Annotated in this window: 20 protein-coding genes; 5 read left to right on the forward strand and 15 right to left on the reverse strand. The window is 70.7% G+C overall.

Annotated elements, in window-relative coordinates:
* Positions 1 to 15 precede the first annotated feature (15 nt).
* The 12 genes from pstB to ACGF2V_RS25460 all read right to left on the reverse strand — a co-directional run bounded on the left by pstB (position 16) and on the right by ACGF2V_RS25460 (position 12,760).
* Positions 16 to 792, reverse strand: coding sequence for a phosphate ABC transporter ATP-binding protein PstB (pstB, locus tag ACGF2V_RS25405; protein ID WP_362624933.1), 777 nt, complete (start codon positions 790 to 792; stop codon positions 16 to 18).
* Positions 793 to 854: 62 nt separating this feature from the next.
* Positions 855 to 1,937, reverse strand: coding sequence for a phosphate ABC transporter permease PstA (gene pstA / locus ACGF2V_RS25410; protein WP_362709407.1), 1,083 nt, complete (start codon positions 1,935 to 1,937; stop codon positions 855 to 857).
* A complete protein-coding gene (pstC, locus tag ACGF2V_RS25415; protein WP_362624936.1) occupies positions 1,934 to 2,926 on the reverse strand; it encodes a phosphate ABC transporter permease subunit PstC in 993 nt (330 codons plus the stop codon). The genes pstA and pstC overlap by 4 nt, the downstream gene beginning before the upstream one ends.
* 182 nt (positions 2,927 to 3,108) lie before the next feature.
* Positions 3,109 to 4,245, reverse strand: a complete 1,137-nt coding sequence (gene pstS, locus ACGF2V_RS25420) for a phosphate ABC transporter substrate-binding protein PstS (RefSeq protein WP_362709410.1) — start codon at positions 4,243 to 4,245, stop codon at positions 3,109 to 3,111.
* Positions 4,246 to 4,551: 306 nt separating this feature from the next.
* Positions 4,552 to 5,016: an NUDIX hydrolase gene (locus tag ACGF2V_RS25425; RefSeq protein ID WP_362709413.1), complete on the reverse strand. Its 465-nt coding sequence runs from the start codon at positions 5,014 to 5,016 to the stop codon at positions 4,552 to 4,554.
* A 188-nt stretch (positions 5,017 to 5,204) separates the two neighbouring features.
* A complete protein-coding gene (locus ACGF2V_RS25430; protein ID WP_362709416.1) occupies positions 5,205 to 6,221 on the reverse strand; it encodes a CHAD domain-containing protein in 1,017 nt (338 codons plus the stop codon).
* Positions 6,208 to 8,463 carry an RNA degradosome polyphosphate kinase gene (locus ACGF2V_RS25435; protein WP_362624943.1) on the reverse strand — a complete coding sequence of 752 codons (2,256 nt, stop codon included), beginning with the start codon at positions 8,461 to 8,463 and terminating at the stop codon, positions 6,208 to 6,210. The genes ACGF2V_RS25430 and ACGF2V_RS25435 overlap by 14 nt, the downstream gene beginning before the upstream one ends.
* Before the next feature lie 395 nt (positions 8,464 to 8,858).
* Positions 8,859 to 9,833 (reverse strand): ABC transporter permease subunit, encoded by a 975-nt coding sequence (locus ACGF2V_RS25440; RefSeq protein WP_362709418.1) that lies wholly within the window; start codon positions 9,831 to 9,833, stop codon positions 8,859 to 8,861.
* Positions 9,830 to 10,792 carry an ABC transporter ATP-binding protein gene (locus ACGF2V_RS25445; protein ID WP_392913191.1) on the reverse strand — a complete coding sequence of 321 codons (963 nt, stop codon included), beginning with the start codon at positions 10,790 to 10,792 and terminating at the stop codon, positions 9,830 to 9,832. Before ACGF2V_RS25445 ends, ACGF2V_RS25440 begins: the two co-directional genes overlap by 4 nt.
* 5 nt (positions 10,793 to 10,797) lie before the next feature.
* Complete coding sequence (locus ACGF2V_RS25450; protein WP_362624946.1) at positions 10,798 to 11,208, reverse strand: GntR family transcriptional regulator; 411 nt, start codon at positions 11,206 to 11,208, stop codon at positions 10,798 to 10,800.
* Positions 11,209 to 11,411: 203 nt separating this feature from the next.
* Complete coding sequence (gene mshD / locus ACGF2V_RS25455; RefSeq protein ID WP_362625029.1) at positions 11,412 to 12,335, reverse strand: mycothiol synthase; 924 nt, start codon at positions 12,333 to 12,335, stop codon at positions 11,412 to 11,414.
* On the reverse strand, positions 12,332 to 12,760 hold the full coding sequence (locus tag ACGF2V_RS25460) for a hypothetical protein (protein ID WP_362709422.1): 429 nt from the start codon (positions 12,758 to 12,760) through the stop codon (positions 12,332 to 12,334). The genes mshD and ACGF2V_RS25460 overlap by 4 nt, the downstream gene beginning before the upstream one ends.
* 218 nt (positions 12,761 to 12,978) lie before the next feature.
* Here ACGF2V_RS25460 and ACGF2V_RS25465 point away from each other — a divergent pair, with 218 nt between their 5' ends.
* Positions 12,979 to 14,820, forward strand: coding sequence for a bifunctional metallophosphatase/5'-nucleotidase (locus ACGF2V_RS25465; RefSeq protein WP_362624947.1), 1,842 nt, complete (start codon positions 12,979 to 12,981; stop codon positions 14,818 to 14,820).
* On the opposite strand, the gene ACGF2V_RS25470 is transcribed toward ACGF2V_RS25465, so the two are convergent.
* Together ACGF2V_RS25470 and ACGF2V_RS25475 are read right to left on the reverse strand one after the other, a co-directional pair.
* Entirely contained in the window at positions 14,810 to 15,280 is a 471-nt protein-coding gene (locus tag ACGF2V_RS25470) for an inositol monophosphatase family protein (RefSeq protein ID WP_362625030.1), read from the reverse strand. The two genes, ACGF2V_RS25465 and ACGF2V_RS25470, sit on opposite strands and share 11 nt — an antisense overlap.
* A gap of 123 nt (positions 15,281 to 15,403) precedes the next feature.
* Positions 15,404 to 16,087 carry a DUF5701 family protein gene (locus ACGF2V_RS25475; protein WP_362624948.1) on the reverse strand — a complete coding sequence of 228 codons (684 nt, stop codon included), beginning with the start codon at positions 16,085 to 16,087 and terminating at the stop codon, positions 15,404 to 15,406.
* A 459-nt stretch (positions 16,088 to 16,546) separates the two neighbouring features.
* Here ACGF2V_RS25475 and ACGF2V_RS25480 point away from each other — a divergent pair, with 459 nt between their 5' ends.
* The 4 genes from ACGF2V_RS25480 (at position 16,547) to ACGF2V_RS25495 (ending at position 19,250) form a co-directional block, all read left to right on the forward strand.
* Entirely contained in the window at positions 16,547 to 16,816 is a 270-nt protein-coding gene (locus ACGF2V_RS25480) for a hypothetical protein (RefSeq protein ID WP_362709425.1), read from the forward strand.
* 94 nt (positions 16,817 to 16,910) lie between these two features.
* Complete coding sequence (locus ACGF2V_RS25485; protein WP_362709428.1) at positions 16,911 to 17,807, forward strand: phosphatidylinositol-specific phospholipase C; 897 nt, start codon at positions 16,911 to 16,913, stop codon at positions 17,805 to 17,807.
* A 422-nt stretch (positions 17,808 to 18,229) separates the two neighbouring features.
* Positions 18,230 to 18,676, forward strand: a complete 447-nt coding sequence (locus tag ACGF2V_RS25490) for a helix-turn-helix domain-containing protein (RefSeq protein ID WP_360111095.1) — start codon at positions 18,230 to 18,232, stop codon at positions 18,674 to 18,676.
* A gap of 40 nt (positions 18,677 to 18,716) precedes the next feature.
* Positions 18,717 to 19,250 (forward strand): putative toxin-antitoxin system toxin component, PIN family, encoded by a 534-nt coding sequence (locus ACGF2V_RS25495; protein ID WP_389048285.1) that lies wholly within the window; start codon positions 18,717 to 18,719, stop codon positions 19,248 to 19,250.
* A 122-nt stretch (positions 19,251 to 19,372) separates the two neighbouring features.
* On the opposite strand, the gene ACGF2V_RS25500 is transcribed toward ACGF2V_RS25495, so the two are convergent.
* A complete protein-coding gene (locus ACGF2V_RS25500) occupies positions 19,373 to 20,809 on the reverse strand; it encodes a HAMP domain-containing sensor histidine kinase (protein ID WP_362624954.1) in 1,437 nt (478 codons plus the stop codon).
* Positions 20,810 to 20,849 lie beyond the last annotated feature (40 nt).

Consider the following 20,849-nt stretch of genomic DNA (forward strand, 5'->3'; position numbering starts at 1 on the left):
GAGCCCGGCCCTCCTTTATCCGAACCGGCCCGAGATGTAGTCCTCGGTGGCCTGGACGGACGGGTTGGAGAAGATGCGCTCCGTGTCGTCGATCTCGATCAGCTTGCCGGGCTTGCCGACCGCCGCGAGGTTGAAGAACGCCGTGCGGTCCGAGACACGGGCCGCCTGCTGCATGTTGTGCGTCACGATGACGATCGTGAAGCGCTCCTTCAGCTCGCCGATCAGGTCCTCGACGGCGAGGGTGGAGATCGGGTCCAGGGCGGAGCACGGCTCGTCCATCAGCAGCACCTCCGGCTCGACCGCGATCGCGCGGGCTATGCACAGGCGCTGCTGCTGGCCGCCGGAGAGGCCGGAGCCGGGCTTGTTCAGCCGGTCCTTGACCTCGTTCCAGAGGTTGGCGCCGCGGAGCGACTTCTCGACGATGTCGGGGAGCTCGTCCTTCTTGTACGAGCCGTTCAGCTTGAGGCCCGCCGCGACGTTGTCGAAGATCGACATGGTCGGGAACGGGTTGGGGCGCTGGAAGACCATGCCGACCGTGCGGCGCACGGTGACCGGGTCGACGTTCGGCCCGTACAGGTTCTCGTCGTCCAGCAGCACCTTGCCCTCGACGCGGCCGCCGGGGGTGACCTCGTGCATGCGGTTGAGGGTGCGCAGGAAAGTGGACTTGCCGCAGCCGGACGGGCCGATGAAGGCGGTCACGGAGCGGGGCTCCACGGTCATCGAGATGTCCTCGATGGCGAGGTGGGAGCCGTAGTAGGCGGACAGGCCGCTGACATCGATGCGCTTGGCCATCTGAATCACTGCTTCTTTCTGTTGGCCGCGTCGGCGGCCGGCCACGCGGCGGAGCCGCACATTCAGTGCTTCGGGGCCTTCCAGCGGGCGATGCCGCGGGCCACCAGGTTGAGGATCATGACGAAGGCGATCAGCACGAGGGCCGCGGCCCAGGCACGGTCGTACGACTGCTCGGTGCCGACCTTGTACTGCTCCCAGATGTAGAAGGGCAGCGAGGACTGGGCGCCCGAGAACGGGTTCGTGTTGATCAGCTGGCTGCCGAAGACCAGCAGCATGATCGGAGCGGTCTCACCGGCGATGCGGGCGATCGCGAGCATCACACCGGTGGTGATGCCGCCGAGCGCGGTCGGGAGGACCACCTTCAGGATGGTGCGCCACTTCGGGACGCCGAGGGCGAGCGACGCCTCGCGCAGCTCGTTCGGGACGAGCTTGAGCATCTCCTCGGTGGAGCGGACCACGACCGGGATCATCAGGATCGTGAGCGCCAGCGCGCCCATCAGACCGGACGGGTCGGTCTTCGTCATCAGCATGATCGAGAGGATGAAGAGACCGGCGACGATCGACGGGATGCCCGTCATGACGTCGACGAAGAAGGTGACCGCCCTGGCCAGCGCGCCCTTGCCGTACTCGACCAGGTAGATCGCGGTCAGCATGCCGATGGGGGCGGCGATGAGGGTGGCGAGGCCGACCTGCTCCAGCGTGCCGATCAGCGCGTGGTAGACGCCGCCGCTGGCCTCGGAGCCGAGCACCCCGGCCATCGAGTGGGTCAGGAAGTACACGTCGAGGCGTTCGGCGCCCCGGCTGACCGTCGTCCACAGCAGGGAGGCCAGCGGTGCGACGGCCAGCAGGAAGCACACCCAGACGAGGCTGGTGGCGAGCTGGTTCTTGGCCTGGCGCCGGTTCTCGACGACCGAGGTCGCGACGTACGAGAGGACGACGAAGAGGAGGGCGGAGAACAGCCCCCACTGGGTGCGGCTCTCCCAGCCCGCGGCCATGCCGGTGCCGACGCCCAGCACGAGCGCCACGGCCGCGAAGCCGAAGGGCGCCCAGCGGGGGAGCGACCGTGTGCCGAGGCCGGTCCGGGGAGCGGCGGCCGCCACGGGGGCGGGGATCTCCTGAACGCCGGTGTTGGCTGCCTGGCTCATGCGTTGGCCCCCGAGTACTCCTTGCGGCGGGCGATGATGAGCCGGGCCGCGCCGTTGACCAGCAGGGTGAGGACGAAGAGGACGAGGCCGGAGGCGATCAGGGCGTCGCGCCCGAACTGGTCGGCCTCGTCGAACTTCGCGGCGATGTTCTGGGCGAACGTTCCGCCGCCCGGATTGAGCAGATGCCCGGAGATGACGAAGCTCGGCGACAGGACCGTGGCCACGGCCATCGTCTCGCCGAGCGCCCGGCCCAGGCCCAGCATCGACGCGGAGATCACGCCGGAGCGGCCGAAGGGCAGCACCGAGAGACGGATGACCTCCCAGCGGGTGGCGCCGAGGGCGAGGGCGGCCTCCTCGTTCATCCTCGGGACCTGGAGGAAGACCTCGCGGCTGACGCTGGTCACGATCGGCAGGATCATGATCGCGAGCAGGATGCCGACGGTGAAGAGCGAGCGGGCGACGCCGACCTCGGTCTTTTCGAAGATGTACGTCCAGCCGAAGAACTGGTCGAGCCAGAGGTTGAGACCCTCCAGGTACGGGACGAGGAAGAGCGCGCCCCAGAGGCCGTACACGATGCTGGGCACGGCGGCGAGCAGGTCGACGACGTACCCGAGGGGCGCGGCCAGCTTGCGCGGCGCGTAGTGCGAGATGAACAGGGCGATGCCGACGGCGACCGGGACGGCGATGGCCATCGCGATCACCGAGCTGACGATCGTGCCGAAGAGGAGGACCGCGATGCCGAAGACCGGCGGGTCGCCGGCCGGGTTCCAGTCGAAGGTGGTGAAGAAGTTGCCTTCGTTCTCGGAGACGGCCAGTACGGCGCGGTAGGTGAGGAACACGGCGATCGACGCCATGATCACGAGCAGCAGGATGCCCGAGCCCCGGGAGAGCGCCAGGAAGATCTTGTCGCCCGCGCGCCCGGTACTGGGGGCGCGGCCGGTTGCCGCCGGTGGTACCGGCGGCGTTTCTATCGGTGTGGTGGAAGCCATGGTCTTTCCGGTCTGTGTGGGGGAGCGGTGGGGCTCCCCTGGCGGCGGTGCACCGGATGGGCGGTGGCGGGCCGGTCCGGAGGGGTGCACCGGACCGGCCCGCCGGGTGTCGCTGGTGTTGCTCTGGTGTTGTCGTGTGGCGCGCGGTGTCGCTGGGCGCGCTTCCGGGCGACGAGTCCGGGCTACGAGAGGGAGGCGATGGTCTCGCGGACCTTGGCGTTGATCTCGGCCGGGATCGGCGCGTAGCCGGCGTCGGTGAGGAGCTTCTGGCCCTCGTCACCGGCGGTGTAGTTCAGGAAGGACTTGACCGTGGGCAGGGTCTCGGACTTGTTGCCCTTGTCGCAGACGACCTCGTAGGTCACCAGGACGATCGGGTAGGCGCCCTCGGCCTTGGTCGCGTAGTCGAGTTCGAGCGCCAGGTCCTTGCCGGTGCCCTTGATCTTGGCGGCGGCGATGGCCTTGGAGGCGTTCTCCGGGGTCGCCTTGACCGGGGCGGCGGCACCGGTGGCGATGTCGACCGTGGGGACCGACTGCGCGGTGGCGTAGCTGAGCTCGAAGTAGCCGATCGAGCCGTCGACGGCCTTCACCTGGGAGGCGACACCGGCGGAGCCGGACGCGGCCTGGCCACCGGGGGCCGGCCACTTCTTCTCGGCCTCGTACTTCCAGTCGCTCGGCGCGGCGGCGTTCAGGTACTTGCCGAGGTTCTGCGTCGTGCCGGAGTCCTCGGAGCGGTGGAAGGGCTGGATCTCCTTGTCCGGGAGATCGACGCCGCTGTTGAGCTTGGCGATCGCCGGGTCGTTCCACTTCTTGATCTTCGTGTCGAAGATCTTGGCGAGGGTGGGGGCGTCCAGCGTCAGGTTGTCGACGCCCTCCAGGTGGTAACCGATGGCGATCGGGCCGCCGACCATCGGGAGGTTGATGCCCTGGCCGCCCTTGCAGATCTTCTTCGAGTCGGCGACCTCCTCGGGCTTCAGCGCGGAGTCGGAACCGGCGAAGCCGACCGTGCCCTGGTTGAAGGCGATGATGCCTTCACCGGAGGAGGACGACTTGTAGTTGATCTCGACGCCCGAGCACCCGGCCATGTAGTTCTTGGCCCACAGGTCCATGGCGTTCTTCTGCGCGCTGGAGCCGGAGGCGAGCAGCTGGCCCTTGGCGTCGTCGCACTTGATGTTCGACGCGGCGCTCGTCTTGCCGCCGTTGCCGCCGGCGGACCCGTTGCTGTTGTCGTCCGAACCGCACGCCGTGAGGACCAGGGCGCCGGAGACGGCGAGGGCACCGAGCGCGGTGGCACGAAGCCGGTTCTTGCGCTGAAGCTTCACTTTTCGGGTGTTCCTTCCAGGAGCCGCCGATGCCTTTTTTGTTCTACGACGGCGCGCGACGTGGTGGGTGCTGCGGCTTTCGCCGTGCACCGTGCACTGCCGAAGTTAGGCAGGGCAGGTGAAGTGGTTGACGGGGGTGAGTGAACGGGAGGTGAACCGTGCTGGACGGTGCGGTTCTGGCCCATGGTCGTCCGGACCCGGAACAATCTCCCCGGTCCGACCCGGGACGACTCTCCCCGGTCCGGACCCGGGACGGGGGCGGTGTCCCCGTTCCGGGGCACAGGGTACGAGGTCGGCGTGGAGGCGTCAGACGGTCGGCAGACCGGCGAGCCAGGCGTCGAGCAGGTCCCGGTCGTGTTCCTGCGTGAGGCGGGCCCGGGCGTCCGCCGGGGCGAGCCAGGCCAGCCGGTCCACCTCGGAGCCGGGCACGAACGTGCCACCGGTGGCCTCGGCCGCCCAGTAGGCGACCTCCTTGGGCCGCCCGTTCACGGCGTACCGGACCGTGGGGAGCGCGGTCCCCGGCGCGCAGTCGTGGCCGGTCTCCTCCAGGACCTCGCGCCGGGCCGCGTCCCGCGCCGACTCGCCGCGCTTCAGCTTGCCCTTCGGGTGCGACCAGTCGTCGTAACGGGGCCGGTGGACGAGGCAGACCTCCAGCTCTCCGCTGCGCTCCGAGCGCCGCCACAGCACGCATCCGGCAGCCAGGACCGGGCCCCGCGCCGAGCGTTTGTCACCGCGTGCACGGGCGGGGCCGGGTGCGGACGTACCGCTCATGGCGCGTTCCTCACGGCATGGTCCTCATGGCATGGTCCTCGTGACGCTTTCCTCACGACATGGTCCTCATGACGCGGTCCTCGTGGCGCGTCCACGCGGTCCTCGTGACGCGGTTCTCATGGCGCGTCCACGCGGTCCTCGTGACGCGGTTCTCATGGCGCGTCCACGCGGTCCTCGTGACGCGGTCCTCATGGTGTGGTCACCGCCGCGGCGGTCCACGGCCAGCTCGCCCGGAACAACCCGCGCGCCGCCCCCGCCTCGTGCCGCTGGTCCGCGTGCAGCACCCCCAGGGCGTACGCGGTCGCGGGCGCGATCCGGGGCGTGCGGGCCGCCGACGCCGCGGCCGAGGCCGCCTCCGCCGCGTCCCGGTGCAGGTCGAGCGCGCGCCCCGCCGCGGTCAGGACCGGGTCGGGGGCGCCCCGCACCACCTCGTGGGCGTAACGGTGCAGCCGCAGCAGCAGCCGGGCCCGGTGCCAGGGAGCGTCGTGCGCCTCGTTGTACGGCTCGCTCGCCCCGTCCGGCGGCAGCGCGGCCACCGCGCCCAGCAACTGCTGCTCGGCCCGTTCGGCCGGGCCGTGCAGCATCTCGCGGGCCGGGGCCGCGGCCGACGCGGCGAGCGGGACCTCGGAGGCGAGCAGCGCCACGGCGTCGGCCACCGCGTGGAAGCGGGAGGAGACGAGCGCCTGGAGCGCGGCGGAGTGGGCGCGGGTCCGGGCGAGGGTCAACTGGCGCTCAAGCAGGGCCCCGGCGCGGGCCGCGCCGACCCCGAGGGCGGCACGGTCCTTGTCGTCGGCTCCGTGGGGTCCGGCCCCCGTCGCCTTGCGGACGGCGGGCAGCGGTCCGCCGGACACGTGGTGCAGCGCTTCGAGGAGCCGGTTCAACCGCGTCGCGTAGGCGTGCTCCCGGGCCAGGGTGCCCGAGAGCCAGGCCAGTTCGGCCCGCAGATGCTCGGCCCAGGCCGGGTCCAGCACGGCCCGGAAGGTGTGCAGGGTGCCTCCGATCCGGCGCGCGGAGCGGCGCAGCGCCGCGGCGGCCTCCTCGGCGGTGCGGGTTGCGGCATCCGCAGAGGCCGCCGACGCGCTGTGCTCGCGGTGCAGGCGCAGGCTGCGGAGGAATTCGGCGGCCTGTCCCTGAAGGTAGGGCGCGACCACCGCGCCCGCCGTAAGGTCCGCCTGCGTCGTCGTCTGGTGGTCATGGCGTCGCACGCCGGCGCCTCCGGGCGTCAATGAGCATTTCCTGTATGTGCCGCAGTGGTTGGCCGTCCCCGTCGGTGGAGTGGCGGGTCCAGTTCCCGTCGGGACCGAGGTGCCAGGAGGAGGTGGTCTCGGCCATGCCGGTCTCCAGGAGACGGTTGAGTGCGGCACGGTGGGCGGGGTCGGTGACCCGGACCAGTGCTTCGATCCGGCGGTCGAGGTTGCGGTGCATCATGTCGGCGCTGCCGAACCACACCTCGGGTTCGCCGCCGTTGCCGAACGAGAAGATCCGGGAGTGCTCCAGGAAGCGTCCCAGGATCGAGCGGACCCGGATGTTCTCGGAGAGGCCGGGGACGCCGGGGCGTATCGCGCAGATGCCGCGTACCCAGATGTCCACCGGGACTCCGGCCATCGCCGCCCGGTAACAGGCGTCGATGACCGCCTCGTCGACCATGGAGTTGACCTTGATGCGCACGTAGGCGGTCCGGCCGGCTCGCTGGTGCGTGATCTCCTTGTCGATCCGGGCGATCAGCCCGTCGCGCAGCGAGCGCGGGGCGACCAGGAGGCGGCGGTAGGTCTCGCGGCGGGAGTAGCCGGAGAGCCGGTTGAACAGGTCGGAGAGGTCCGCCCCGACCTGCGGGTCCGAGGTCAGCAGGCCGAGGTCCTCGTACAGCCGGGCGGTCTTGGGGTGGTAGTTGCCGGTGCCGACGTGCGCGTAGCGGCGCAGGGTGTCGCCCTCCTGACGGACGACGAGCGAGAGCTTGCAGTGGGTCTTGAGGCCGACGAGCCCGTAGACGACGTGGCAGCCGGCCTCCTCCAGCTTGCGCGCCCACTTGATGTTGGCCTGCTCGTCGAAGCGGGCCTTGATCTCGACGAGGACGAGGACCTGCTTGCCGGACTCGGCGGCGTCGATCAGGGCTTCCACTATCGGCGACTCGCCCGAGGTCCGGTACAGGGTCTGCTTGATGGCGAGGACGTCGGGGTCGGCGGCTGCCTGCTCCAGGAACGCCTGTACGGAGGTGGAGAACGAGTCGTACGGGTGGTGCAGCAGCACGTCGCGTTCGCGCAGCGCGGCGAAGATGTCGGGTGCGGAGGCGGACTCGACCTCGGCGAGGTCGCGGTGGGTGCCCGCGATGAATTTGGGGTACTTCAGCTCGGGCCGGTCCAGGGACGCGATGCCGAACAGCCCGGTCAGGTCGAGAGGCCCGGGCAGCGGGTAGACCTCGGCGTCGGACACCTTCAGCTCGCGCACCAGCAGGTCCAGCACGTACGGGTCGATGGACTCCTCGACCTCCAGGCGGACCGGCGGGCCGAAGCGGCGCCGCATGAGCTCCTTCTCCAGGGCCTTGAGGAGGTTCTCGGCGTCGTCCTCCTCGACCTCCAGGTCCTCGTTGCGGGTGACCCGGAACATGTGGTGCGCGAGGACCTCCATGCCCGGGAAGAGCTCTTCGAGGTGGGCGGCGATGATGTCCTCTATGGGCACGTACCGCTGCGGCGACGCCTCCAGGAAGCGGGTCAGCAGCGGCGGCACCTTGACCCGGGCGAAGTGGCGGTGCCCGCTGACCGGGTTGCGCACGACGACGGCCAGGTTGAGCGAGAGCCCGGAGATGTACGGGAAGGGGTGCGCCGGGTCGACGGCCAGCGGCGTCAGCACCGGGAACACGCGCTGCCGGAAGAAGGTGAACAGGCGGGCCTGCTCCTTCTCGGTCAGCTCGGGCCAGCGGATCAGCTGGATGCCCTCGTCGGACAGGGCGGTGGCGACGTCCTGCTGGAAGCAGGCGGCGTGCCGGGCCATGAGTTCGCGCGAGCGGGTCCAGATCAGTTCGAGGACCTCGCGCGGCTGGAGCCCGGAAGCGGAGCGGGTGGCGACACCGGTGGCGATACGGCGCTTGAGGCCGGCCACCCGGACCATGAAGAACTCGTCCAGGTTCGAGGCGAAGATCGCGAGGAAATTAGCCCGTTCGAGGAGGGGGGTCGCCGGGTCCTCGGCCAGTTCGAGCACCCGTTCGTTGAATGCGAGCCAACTGCGTTCCCGGTCCAGGAAACGGTCGTGCGGCAGCTCGTCGCCGTCGATGTCGGGCTCGTACGCGTCGACGTCGCCGTCGATGTCGGGGTCGAGGTCGGCGGCGGTGGAAAGGGCGGCACTGTTGTGTGAGGAAGCGGCGACGGCGTTCGGCCGGTGCGCGGCGAGCAAGCCGACCGACGGCTGCGCGGTGGACCGGACCGGGACCTCGGAGCTGGGCTGCTGGCTCATGAATCCATTGTTCCGCGCCCGGGGCTTCACCGGTGCCCCCGAGGGCGCGAAGACCGCGGGAATCGCGCGGCCTGTGCGCTCCGGAGTGCCGTCCGTGCGGTCCGGAGTGCCGCCCGTACGGCTCGTGCCGACGGCGGGGTTCGCGCGCCTGGAGCGCGCTTCGGGGGCTGTGTGGTTTCCGAGGCTCGTGACGTTCTTGCGGTTCACGTGGTTCGCCTGGTCTCCACCAGGATTCCTCCCGGCGTGAGGGGTCGGCGCAGCTGGCTGCATTCCGAGAGGGTGACAAGCGCTTCTGAATGGCTGGTAACGGCGACATGACGTACAGGAAGCGGTATGCCGAGCGGGACCGTCCCGGCGCCTTGGGGAAGGGGCCGGGACGCTCCTTGGCCGGAGCTTCAGCCGTGCCGACGGCGCAGCACCCGGAACGCGAGGAGAACGGCGAGCGCGGCCAGGGCGAGCAGAATGCCGGTCTCCACGAGCTGGAGCGGCCAGAAGTGCGAATCGAGGCGGTAGTCGACGTAGCCCCGCGTGATGCCCTTGTCGGCCAGGCACTGTTTGACGTCGGCGCCCCAGCTCCGACACGCGTCGTCGGGCAGCCGTTCGCTGTCGGCCGTCAGCCAGCCCCAGGAAACGGCAGTGGCGCCGTCGGGCAGAACGCGCTCGGCCCCCGGAACGTATGTGCTGTTCACGGTGGGCCACAGGTGGTTGCGCACGGCGTTCAGGGTCACCGTCAGCACCCCGTATCCGATCACGGTCGTGACCATCGCGGCCACGGTGTGCCGCAGCACCAGCCCGGCGAGTGCGCCCAGGGCCAGCATGCACAGGGCGTAGCCGACGGGAACCGTGCCGATCGAGCCGTACGCCGCGCGGTCGTGCGCGTCGAGGGGGTAGGACGTCTGACCGGTCTGCGACCGGCCCCACGCGCAGACCGCCGACAGCACGGCGACGCCGGCCAGGGTCAGTACGGCGGGCACCGCGAGCTTGGTGGCCAGCCAGCGCGCGGGCGAGACGGACTGGGTCCACGCCAGCTTGTACGTGCCGCTCTCCAGCTCACGGCCGATCATCGGACCGGCGACGAACAGGCCGATGAACGCGGGCAGGACCACCATCGCCCCGGTCGCGTAGCCGACGGCCTGACTGGAACGGTGCTCGGAGTCGAGGAAGTCGCGGACGATGTCGCCGCAGCCCCGGACCGTGTTCTCGACCGAGCAGCCGGAGTTCGCGAACGCGTCGACCGCAGGGTCCGGCCACAGAACGACGCCGACCAGTGCCGTGATCCCCACGAGTGCGAGGACGCAGACGCCCCAGAAGGCGCGGCGGTGCTGGCGTATCACGACCCGGGCCGAGCCGGGCAGGGAGATCGCGCTCATGCCGCCACTTCCTTGCCCGCCCCGGTCCCGGCGTCCGCGCTCGGCGTCAGCAGGGCGGGCGCCTCCGGCGAGCGCAGGTGTGCCAGCAGCAGATCCTCCAGCGAGGGCTCCGCCGCCTCCCAGACGCTCGTGTCCACGGGGCCGTGCCTGCGCACCAACGCGGTCTGCACGCGCCCCACCGTGCGGGACTCGACGACGGTGTGCGGTGCGGTGTCCCGTATTGGCCCGGTGAGCAGGGCGTGCGCGGTGAGCAGGTCGTCCGTCTCGCCGCCCAGCCGGACCCGGCCGCCGTCGACGAGCAGGAGGTAGTCGCAGGCGTTCTCCAGCTCGCCGAGGATGTGCGAGGACATCACGATGGTGGTGGAGTGCTCGGCGGCCTCCGCCATCAGCGCGCCCATCAGCTGGTGGCGGGCGAGCGGGTCGAGATCGGCCATCGGTTCGTCCAGCAGGAGCAGTTCGGGCCGCTTGCCGAGGGCGAGGGCCAGCGCGAGCCGGGTGCGCTGACCGCCGGACAGGGTACGGACCGCCGCGTCGCGCGGGAGGTCCCCGGCGAGGCGTTCGGCGGTGTCCTGGTCCCAGGTGTCCGGGTTCAGCTCGGCACCCGCCCAGAGCGTCCCGGCGACCGTCAACTGCGGGTACAGCGGCTTGTCCTGGGCCACGAACGCCACCCGCGCCCGCGCCTCGCCGGGCGCCGCGCCCAGCACCCGCACCGTCCCCTCGGCAGGCCGCAGAAAGCCCGCGGCCAGAGCGAGCAGGGTGGACTTGCCCGCGCCGTTGGGCCCGACGAGAGCGCACACGCGCCCGGCGGGCAACCGGAACGAACAGCCGCGCAGCGCCCAGCCCCCGCCCTTCCTGTTCCGGTACTTCATGCCGAGTCCGACGGCCTCGACCGCCGCGCCTGCCGCCCTCGCCGCGTCTGCCGTGCTCGTGGCGCCTGCTGTGCTCGCGGCGCCTGTCATCCGGGTCATCCGGGCTGATCTCCCTCGAAAGTCCTGTCCAGTACGGCGGTGAAGAGCGCGCTCACGTCGTCCTTCTCCAGACCGGCCGCGCGGGCCCGCCGGGTCCAGTCGGCGAGTTCGGCGCGCAGCGGGGTGTCATCGGCGGCCGCCGCGCCGCCGAGGGTCCGCGTGACGAAGGTCCCCAGACCGCGACGGCCCTCGACCAGGCCCTCGCGCTCCAACTCCCGGTACGCCTTGAGCACGGTGTTCGGGTTGATGGCGGTGGCCTCCACGACCTCCCGCGCGGCGGGCAGCCGGTCGCCGGGCTCCAGCAGGCCGAGCCGGAGGGCCTGTTTGGTCTGCTGGACGATCTGGAGGTACGTGGCGACACCGCTGCGCCGGTCGATGCGGTACGCGATCGCTGCGGGACCTGCCATGCTTTTCCCCCTTTCACTAAGTAAGTAGTGAAAGCCTGGGTCAAGAGAGGGGCGGTGTCAAGCGGACATCCGATGCCCGCTCGACCCCGCCCCTCGTCGCGCCTCTCGACGCGCGTCCGGCCGCGCCCCTCGTCGCGCCTCTCGGCCTGCCGGGTGGGTGGCCCCGGCCTCTCGACGCGCCGATGGTGTGGCCGTGCCCCCGATCAGGTCTCCGTGCGGTACATCAGGTCCGCCTCGTGCGTGGCGAAGCCCATGCGCTCGTAGACGGTCAGGGCGGCCTTGTTGTCCGCGTCCACGTAGAGCATCGCGGTCGGCAGCCCCTGAGCGGCCAGGTGGCGCAGCCCGATCACGGTGAGTGCCTTGCCGAGCCCGCCGCCCTGGGCGTCCGGCCGGACGCCGAGGACGTACACCTCGCCGAGCTGTTCCTCGGCGTGCACCTTCGTCCAGTGGAAGCCGATCAGTTCGCCGTCGCGCTCGGCGAGGAAGAAGCCCTTCGGGTCGAACCAGGGCTCCGCCTTGCGGTCGTCCAGGTCACGCTGGGTCAGCGAGCCCTGCTCGGGGTGGTGGGCGAAAGCCGCGCGGTTCACCGCGAGCCAGGCGGTGTCGTCCTCGCCGGGGACGAAGGCGCGGATGGTGACGCCGGGCGGAAGCGCCGGCTCCGGAATGTCCAGTGGGGCCAACGGGCGGCGCAGCTGGCGCAGTTCGCGGAACAGGGAGAGGCCGAGGACCTGGGCCAGATGCCGGGCGGCGGACTTCCCGCCGTGCGCCCACACCCGCAGCCGCTTGCCCGTCACGGCGAGCAGCGCCGCCCCGAGCGCCCGTCCGTGCCCCTGTCCGCGGTACGCCGGGTGGACCACCAGCTCGGCGGCCGGTGCTTCGACGGGGTCGGTGTCCTCCAGCTGCGCGTACCCCACCAGGGTCGGTCCGCTGCTGAGCAGCAGGTGCCGCACTCCCTCGCGCCGCTCGCCCCGCAGCTGCAGCCGCCCCTGCTCGGACACGGCCTGCCTGCCGTCGGAGCGGGCCGCCTCGGCGAGCAGATCGGACACCGCCTGGGCCTGTTCGGGGGAGAGTGCGTCGAGCGTCTGGATCTCCCGCCCGGGGGCGGGCAGAGGTACGTCAGTCGTCATGTGTACGAGCGTACGGGGGTGAGGCGGCGGTTGGCGGGTGTCACGGGGGGTGGTGCGCGGCCGGTACGCGCGGCCGAGGCGCGCGCGGTGCGGCCCGGCGCGCCGCCGACGTCGCACGCGGTGCGGCCGGTCCGCGCGGCCGGAATCGTACGCGGCGGGGCCGTGACGCGCCGCCGGAGTCGCACGGGGCGCCGCCGGGCGCGCGGCCGCAATCGCATCCGGCGGGGCCGGTCCGCGCGGTGGGTGGCGGCGTCGGACTCCTCGGGGACGGTGACGTCGAAGTCGTTGGCGAGGCGCGCGCGGACGTGTGCGCCGCGCACGAGCGACTTGAGGTAGGCGACCATCTCGTGGAAACCGGGCGGCAGTTCCGGAGCGGTCCGCCGCTGGGCCGGTACGGTCGCCCGTGTCATGGGATTTTTTGCCATGCCGTACAGGCTTCCGGAGGCCGCGCGTGCGGTGACGCTTCTGCCCGTGTATGTAAGCCGTACGGGTGATATGGCCCATCAGTCGTGATTCCGGCCGCATGGCAACCAGTTCGTAACCACGCACATCTGTCGCGCTACGCGCGTTGACCCTAGGCTGCGCACGACGTTTGCAGACTCGTCAACGCTCTTTGACCTCCGCTGAACTCACAAGGGGACCGATGTCAGCGAAACCGCAGAAGAACCGCGCGTCCCGGCGGGTGGTCGCCGCGGCGGCCGGGCTCGCCACCGTCGGCGCGCTCGTGGCCGCGATGCCGGCCGGCGCCCACGACCGGGGGCCCGGCCACGGCAACGGCCACCACAAGCCGGCCCGTACCGTCGACGTGCAGCTCCTGTCCTTCAACGACCTGCACGGGAACCTGGAGCCGCCGGCCGGCTCGGCGGGCATGGTCAACGAGACGCGGGCCGATGGCACGGTCGAGCCGATCCCGGCCGGTGGCGTCGAGTACCTCGCCTCGTCGCTGCGCACCGCGCGCAAGGGGCACCCGTACTCGATCACCGCCGCCGGTGGTGACCTGGTCGGCGCGAGCCCGCTGCTGTCGGGTCTCTTCCACGACGAGCCGACCATCGAGGCGCTCAACAAGCTGGACCTGGACGTCACGAGCGTCGGCAACCACGAGTTCGACGAGGGCGCCACGGAACTGGCCCGCCTTCAGAACGGCGGCTGCCACCCGGTCGAGGGGTGCTACGAGAAGGGCAAGAAGTTCAAGGGCGCCGACTTCCCGTACCTCGCGGCCAATGTGACGAAGGAGAAGACGGGACGTCCGATCCTCGAGCCGTACACGGTGTGGAAGAAGAACGGCGTCAAGATCGGCTTCATCGGTGTGACCCTGGAGGGCACGCCGGACATCGTCACGGCCAACGGCGTCAAGGGCCTGAAGTTCCACGACGAGATCGAGACCGTCAACAAGTACGCCAAGAAGCTGGACCGGCAGGGCGTCAAGTCCATCGTCGCGCTGATCCACGAGGGCGGGCAGCCCGCCTCCACCTCGTACAACTACGACTGCGACAGCTCCGGTCCCGGTGACGGCATCTCCGGTCCGATCACCGACATCGCCAAGGGCATCACGCCCAAAGTCGACGCGCTGGTCACGGGCCACACCCACCAGGCGTACGTCTGCACCATCCCGGACCCGGCGGGCAACCCGCGCATGGTCACCTCGGCGTCGTCGTTCGGCAAGCTGTACACGGACACGACCCTCACCTACGACCGCCGCACCAAGGACATCGTCCGTACGTCGGTGAAGTCGGCCGGTGCGCAGAACCCGCGGTCGGTCAACCACATCGTCACCCGCGACCAGCCCAGGGCCGAGGACATGACGGCCCTGATCGCGCGCTGGAACGCCCTCGCGGCGCCCATCGCGAACCAGCCGCAGGGCTACATCAGCGCCGACATCGACGGTCGCGGCTCCACGGCGCTGGAGAAGCCGCTCGGCGACCTGATCGCGGACGCCCAGCTTGAGAGCCTGGCCCCGGCGGACAAGGGCGGAGCTGTCCTGGCCCTGATGAACCCGGGCGGCATCCGCGCGGACCTGGTGTACGAGTCGGCCGACGGCAAGTCCGACGGAGTGGTGACGTACGGCGAGGCATTCACCGTGCAGCCCTTCACCAACATGATGAACGTCGTCGACCTGACCGGCGCCCAGCTGATCACCGCCCTCCAGCAGCAGGTCAGCGGCCCCAACGAGGCCGGCCCGAAGATCCTTCAGGTGTCCAAGGGCCTGACGTACACCCTGGACATGACGAAGTCGGGCGCCGCCCGGGTGGTCACCGACACGATCAAGCTGAACGGTGAGGCGATCGACCCGGCGAAGACGTACCGCGTCGCCATGAACGAGTTCCTGGCGGGCGGCGGCGACGGCTTCGCGGCGCTCGGTCAGGGCACGAACAAGCTGGTCGGCCCCTCCGACCTGGACGTGTTCAACGCCTACCTGGCGGCCCACTCCTCGGCCGCCGCACCGCTGGCCCCGCCGGCGGCGGACCGGATCACGATCATTCGGTAACGCCTGTACGTGGCCGGAGACTTCCGCGTACGACGATTCGGGGCGGCGGGCCGGACGGGCCCGCCGCCCCGCCCGTGCGCTTCGTGACCTGAGCGCGGCGGCCCGACCGCAGGTCCGGCTCCGGCCCTGGAAGGACCCGGCAGCCCAGACCGCGACCCGCCACGATCATCCGCCGGCTCATGGGCATGTCGATCACGCCGATAGCGGGCCCGTGCTCGTCCTCATGGGCGAGGTCGTTCGAGAACAGTGGGACCCGATCAGTGAAGTACTCCGTGCCGCTGAGGGGATCGATGATCCATCGCGGCCCCGATAACCCGCTGGTCGCGCCTCCCTCCTCTGCGAGGATCGCGTCATCCGGTACCCGTCGGCCCAGCTCGTCCCTGATCGGCTCCCGACTGCCACGTCGATCTCGGTGACCTCGGTGACCTCGGTGCCGTCCTCCTTGAGACGGCTGTTCCAGCCGTCGCTGAAGAAACCGTGCACCGACATCCGCCCGGCACGACCGACCAGGCGAACGGCGAAGTCCAGAAGCTCCCGGTCGACGGGAGGAGCGTCGAGCGCGTAGCCCATCGGCGCTCCGTGGTCAAAGGCCCTGGACGCGGCGGCCCGTCGCGGAGGCGAAGCCCAGCCAGGTGTGCCGGTTGCCCGCCCAGCACCAGCCGACCTTGGGAGCGTCGCGGCGCTCGCGGCCGTCCCGCCCGGTGCCGTTGCTGATCCAGATCGCAGGCGTGCGGGCGTCCAGGCTGCCGTTGGCTTTGCGCAGCCTGGATCCGATGGTCATGAAGCAGTGGTTGCGGTCCAGGACGGCGGGCTGCTGAAGCACCCAGTGGATGCCCTCGGTGAGCAGCAACGGCGTACGGTCCTCGGCCGTGAGGGCGGGCAGCGCCTCGTTCGGGCTCCAGTTGGCCATCCGGTCGCCGCGGTCGACGCCGGTGAGGACGTAGAGCGGGGCAGCGGGCAGCGCGACCGTGTCGAGCGGAGCGAAGAGGTCGACATCGGGCATGTCGACAACGACGAACCCCGGCTTGTCCTCGCGGCGCAGCAGCGGCGCGAGGGCTGAGGCAGGGGCCCTTTCCGGGTGAACGGCGAGCAGGGCGCCGCCGTCGCACCCCGTAGCGCCCTCGGCGGCTTCGGCGAAGGTCCGAAGCTCGGCGGCGGGCAGCCCGGCGATCTGGTGAACTCCCAGCTCGATCAGCCGCTGGGCCTGGGTGCTCAAGGCGGGGAGCGAGGTGGGAAGGGAAAGGGCGGCGGACGTGGTTTCGGGCACGATGCTCCCTGGGACAGCGATGCGGAAGGCGGGCCCAGAGAGAACGCGACGCCTCGCGGGCATGTTCCCGGCGCCGCTGCCGCATCCGACCGTTCCGGATGTGTCAACGACATCTGCCGCCCCGCCGGTCGAGAAGCGGACACGGGCTCTACCGGGCCCGAACGGTCGGCTTGAAACAGTCTTGTTCAACGCGCTAGCTTGCCGCGTGCCGCCCACCGGTCACGTTTCAGGCGATTCCCCGGTTCCGGCAGCGCAACTCCTCGACGTACTACGCCCGTTGGGGAGCCCGCAAGGGCCGCTTCTTGCCCGCGCTCGTCACGCCGGTGCGGGCAAGGGGTGGCTGCGACACCGCACCGGAAGGCCGGCCATGAATGACGCGGATGACGCGGATGTCTCGCCACACGCCATCGCCCCCAAGGTATATGGGAGTTCCGGTGGGAGCGGGTCGTCTACCGGTCCATGGAGGCCGACGAGGTGGCCGAGGCGTCCGTCGGTGTGGTGGTCGATCCCGCCGAGGCGATCCGCCGCATCCGTGTGGAAGTGCGCGAACGTGCCTCGGCGTTGCCGCCCATTGAGCGCCATCGGGCGCTGAGTTGGGTGGACGGAGGCGGCAGCATTGGCGCGCTCGCCCGCGCTGTACCGGGGCGAATCGTGCGGCTTCGCTCTGAGCCACCGGGGCCGCTGGATCGAGTGGGCCGTACGTTCGCGTCCCGTGTGTGGGGCCGGTGAAGGCGATGGGAACAGCGGTTCGCCCTGTTCCGGCTCTGACGTGCGCCCGTCATAATCCGAGGGCTGTTCCCCCACCGCAGACGGAGGCCCCCGCATGAGTAGCCCGTACGTCGGGTCGCGCCGCACGTTCCTCGCAGGCGCACTCGCCGCAACCGCCACCGTCCTCCTGGGCGCGGGCTCCGCCGAGGCCAGGACCCGGCAGGCTCTCACCACTCGGGAGTGGATGGGTGCCCTCCCCGATGCCACCACACTGCAACGCCTCACGATCCCCGGATCGCACGACTCCGGCGCCCGATACGGCGGACCGTGGACGGAGTGCCAGAGCACCACGATCAGCGAGCAGTTGAACAGTGGTATCCGCTTTCTCGACGTGCGGTGTCGAGTCACCAACGGCTCATTCGCGATTCACCACGGTGCCTCGTACCAGAACATGATGTTCGGCGATGTCCTCGGCGCCTGCTGGGACTTCCTGGCCGCGCACCCCACCGAGACCGTGCTGATGCGGGTGAAGCAGGAGTACTCGGAGGAGAGCGACGCGACCTTTCGGGCCGTCTTCGACGACTACCTCGACGTACGGGGCTGGCGCCCGCTGTTCCGCATCGACCCGGCGCTCCCGCCGCTGGGCCAGGCACGCGGCAAGGTCGTCCTGCTCGCGGACAACGGCGGACTGCCCGGCATCCGTTACGCCGACCCCGCGCTCTTCGACATCCAGGACGACTACATGGCGGAGCCGTTCGCCAAGTACCCCAAGATCGAGGCCCAGTTCCGCAAAGCGGCCCAGCAACCCGGAAAGTTGTACATGAACTACGTCAGCACGGCCGCCCTGATGCCGCCGCGCTGGAACGCGGACCGGCTCAACCCGCAGGTGCACTCGTTCCTCGACGGCTTCGAGGCGTCCGGCTGGACCGGTCTCGGCATCGTGCCGCTGGACTTCCCCGCCACCAGAACCGGCCTGGTGGAATCCCTGATACGGCACAACCCGGGGCTCTGAGGAGCCCGGAGCGATGTTCGCCCGGCCGTCGAGGCCGGGCCCGGACGTCCGTGGACGCCGGATCGGCGACGGGCCTCGTCGCCATGAGCACGTGCTGTCCGGCCTGCGGGGCGTCGTATACCGGGCTGGAGCGGTCAGGGTGCGGCAGTCGGCGGCATCGTCGGCCGGGGGCAGTGCGGTGGGGGCGTGGGTGTTCGATGTCGCGGACCGGGCCGGCGGGAGGAAGCGGGGAGAGATCACGCCAAAGGAGGCGAGTCCCTTCCTCCGGGGTGATCCACGAAACCCGTCATGGTGTCCACCCTGCTCCCGGTCACGCGACGGCATCGGCCAGGCGCCACCCGGGGCTCTGGAGTGCAGGGTCCTCCGCTTGCGTTTCTTTCGAATTGTGTGATGCTTGAGTCATTCAAGAAGGAGACAGAGCTATGCACAGCACCGTCGAAGACCGAACCCTCCTGCCCGAGCATCGTGCGGAGATCGCCGAGCTGCGCGCATTTCTCGACAAGGCACCACAGGCCGATGAACCGGCACTCCTGCGCGGACCCGACGGGAGCGCGCATTCCCTGCCGTCAGAGGTCTACGAAGCCCTCATGGTGGTCGTCCGCGCGCTGTCGGAGGGCAAAGCGGTCACTGTCGCTCCGGTGAACACCACCCTGACCACGCAAGAGGCGGCGGACCTGCTCGGAGTAAGCAGACCGACCTTCGTGAAGATCCTGGACGAGGGGGGACTACCCTTCTCCCGCCCGGGGCGGCACCGCAGGGTACTGCTGGCGGACGTGCTCGCCTACAAGGAGAAGCGTCGGACACAACGTCGCAGAGGGCTGGACGAACTGGTCGAGCTGACCGAGGACGCCGGTCTCTACGACGCCTGAGGTCCCATGACACCGAGTGAACTGGAGTGATGTGCAGCGCGTGGTTCTGGACACGTGTGTCCTCTTCCCGAACTACCTGAGGGACACTCTGCTCCGGCTGGCCGAAGCAGAGCTCTACGAGCCGCTCTGGTCGGCCGACATCCTGGAGGAGCTGCGGCGCAATCTGGCCGAGAAGGTGGCTCCCACGACTGCCAAGAACGTTGTCGAGGCCATGGCGCGGGCCTTCCCGTACAGCGCGGTGACGGGATACGCGGGGCTCATCCCCGTGATGACGAACGACGTGAAGGACCGTCACGTGCTGGCGGCGGCGGTCTGCGGCCAGGCGCACGCCGTGGTCACGCTCAACACGAAGGACTTCCCGCCCTCGGCGGCGGATCCGTACGAGGTCGAGGTTCTCCACCCCGACGACTTCCTGCTGGACATGCTCGACCTCGCTCCCGTCGATGTGGCGGGCGTCCTGCGCGACCAGGCGGTCGGATACCGGCGGGAGCCGCGCGACCTGCACGGACTGCTGGACCGGCTTGCGGTCGGCGGGGCGCCGCAGTTCGCCGCCGAGTTCCGCCGTCGGCTCTGAGTCGCGGCGGGGTTCCGGGGCCCTGCTCCTGTCAGGGTCCGAACGGCGTGCGGGCTCCCGGGGACCGCTCGGGAGCCCGCACGCCGTTCCGGTCCGTGCGGGTGAGCCGGCCCCCGCCTCCCTCACAACCCCGGCGGTGGTTGTGGGGCACCCGGCAACCGGATCGACGCGACCGTCCCGCCTCCTTCGTCCCCGTCCGGCGCCGGGCGCAGGGCGACCGTTCCGCCGGCGTGCTGGATCGTGCGGGCGACGATGGACAGGCCGAGGCCCGAGCCGGGGAGCTGGCGGGCGGACGGGGAGCGCCAGAAGCGTTCGAAGACGTGCGGCAGCTCGTCGGCGGGGATGCCGGGGCCGTGGTCCCGCACGGTCAGTTCGCCGTCCCGCAGGGCGACCTCGATCGTGCCGCGTGGCGGGCTGAACTTGACCGCGTTGTCCAGGACGTTGACCACCGCACGCTCCAGCGCGGCCGGCTCGGCCCGTACGAACCAGGGGGTCAGGTCGGCCCGGATGGTCAGCTCGGGCCCGCGCAGCCGGGCGCGTTCCAGGGCCGTGGCCGCGATGTCGTGCAGGGCGACGACCTGGAGCGGGTCGGGGGTCGCCGCGTCGGGGCGGGCCAGTTCCTGGAGGTCGCCGATGAGCGAGGCCAGTTCGGTCATCTGCGCCTTGACCGACGTCATCAGGGCCCTGCGGTCGTCCGGCGGGATGGCCCGGCCGGTCTCGTCGCTGCGGGCCAGCAGCTCGATGTTGGTGCGCAGCGAGGTCAGTGGCGTCCGCAGCTCGTGGCCGGCGTCCGCGATCAGCTGGGCCTGCCGGTCGCGGGAGCTGGCGAGGGAAGCGGTCATCGAGTTGAAGGAGCGGGACAGCCGGGCGATCTCGTCCTCGCCCTCGGCGGGGATGCGGACGGTGAGGTCCTCGGTGCGGGCGACGTGCTCGACCGCCTCGGTGAGTTCGTCCACGGGCCGCAACCCGGTGCGGGCGACCCAGAGACCGGCCGCGCCCGCGCCGACGACGCCGATGCCGGAGACGACCAGCAGCATCCAGGCCAGGGTGGACAGTGGGGCGTTGATCTCGCTCATCGGGCGGGCGACGGACACGCCGATTTGGCCCGTGGCTCCGCCGGGAAGCTGGGTGATCTGCACCAGGGGGTGGGTGTAGACCCGCATCCGCGTGCCGTTCGCGGCCGTGGCCGAGTGCAGGGCGTCGGGCCGGTCCTGGTTGACGACCGCCAGGTCCGCCCTGGTCACGGGGAGCGGGGACACGTCGGGCGCGGTGCACACCGTGCCCCGGGAGTCGACGAGCTGGACGGTGTACTTCCCGGTGAAGGACCGGGGCGGCAGCGGAGTCGTGCCCCGGCAGTACGCGTACAGGCTCGACAGATAGCTTTCGTCGATCTTGGAATTGCGCAGAGAGGAGTCCAGCTGGTCCTCCAGCTGCACCCGCGTCACGAACCAGCACGCCGCCGCCACCGCCGCCACCGCGCACGCGACCGCCGCCGCCACCAGCATCGCGAGCCGGGTGCGCAGCGGCAGGGCGCGAAGCCGGCGCAGGAGGCCGGTCATCCGTCCCCCGCTCGTCCGTGCCCCGCTCGTCCGTGCCCCG

It is taken from the genome of Streptomyces sp. NPDC047982, from assembly GCF_043204165.1.
In the GTDB taxonomy this organism is placed as follows: Bacteria; Actinomycetota; Actinomycetes; order Streptomycetales; family Streptomycetaceae; genus Streptomyces.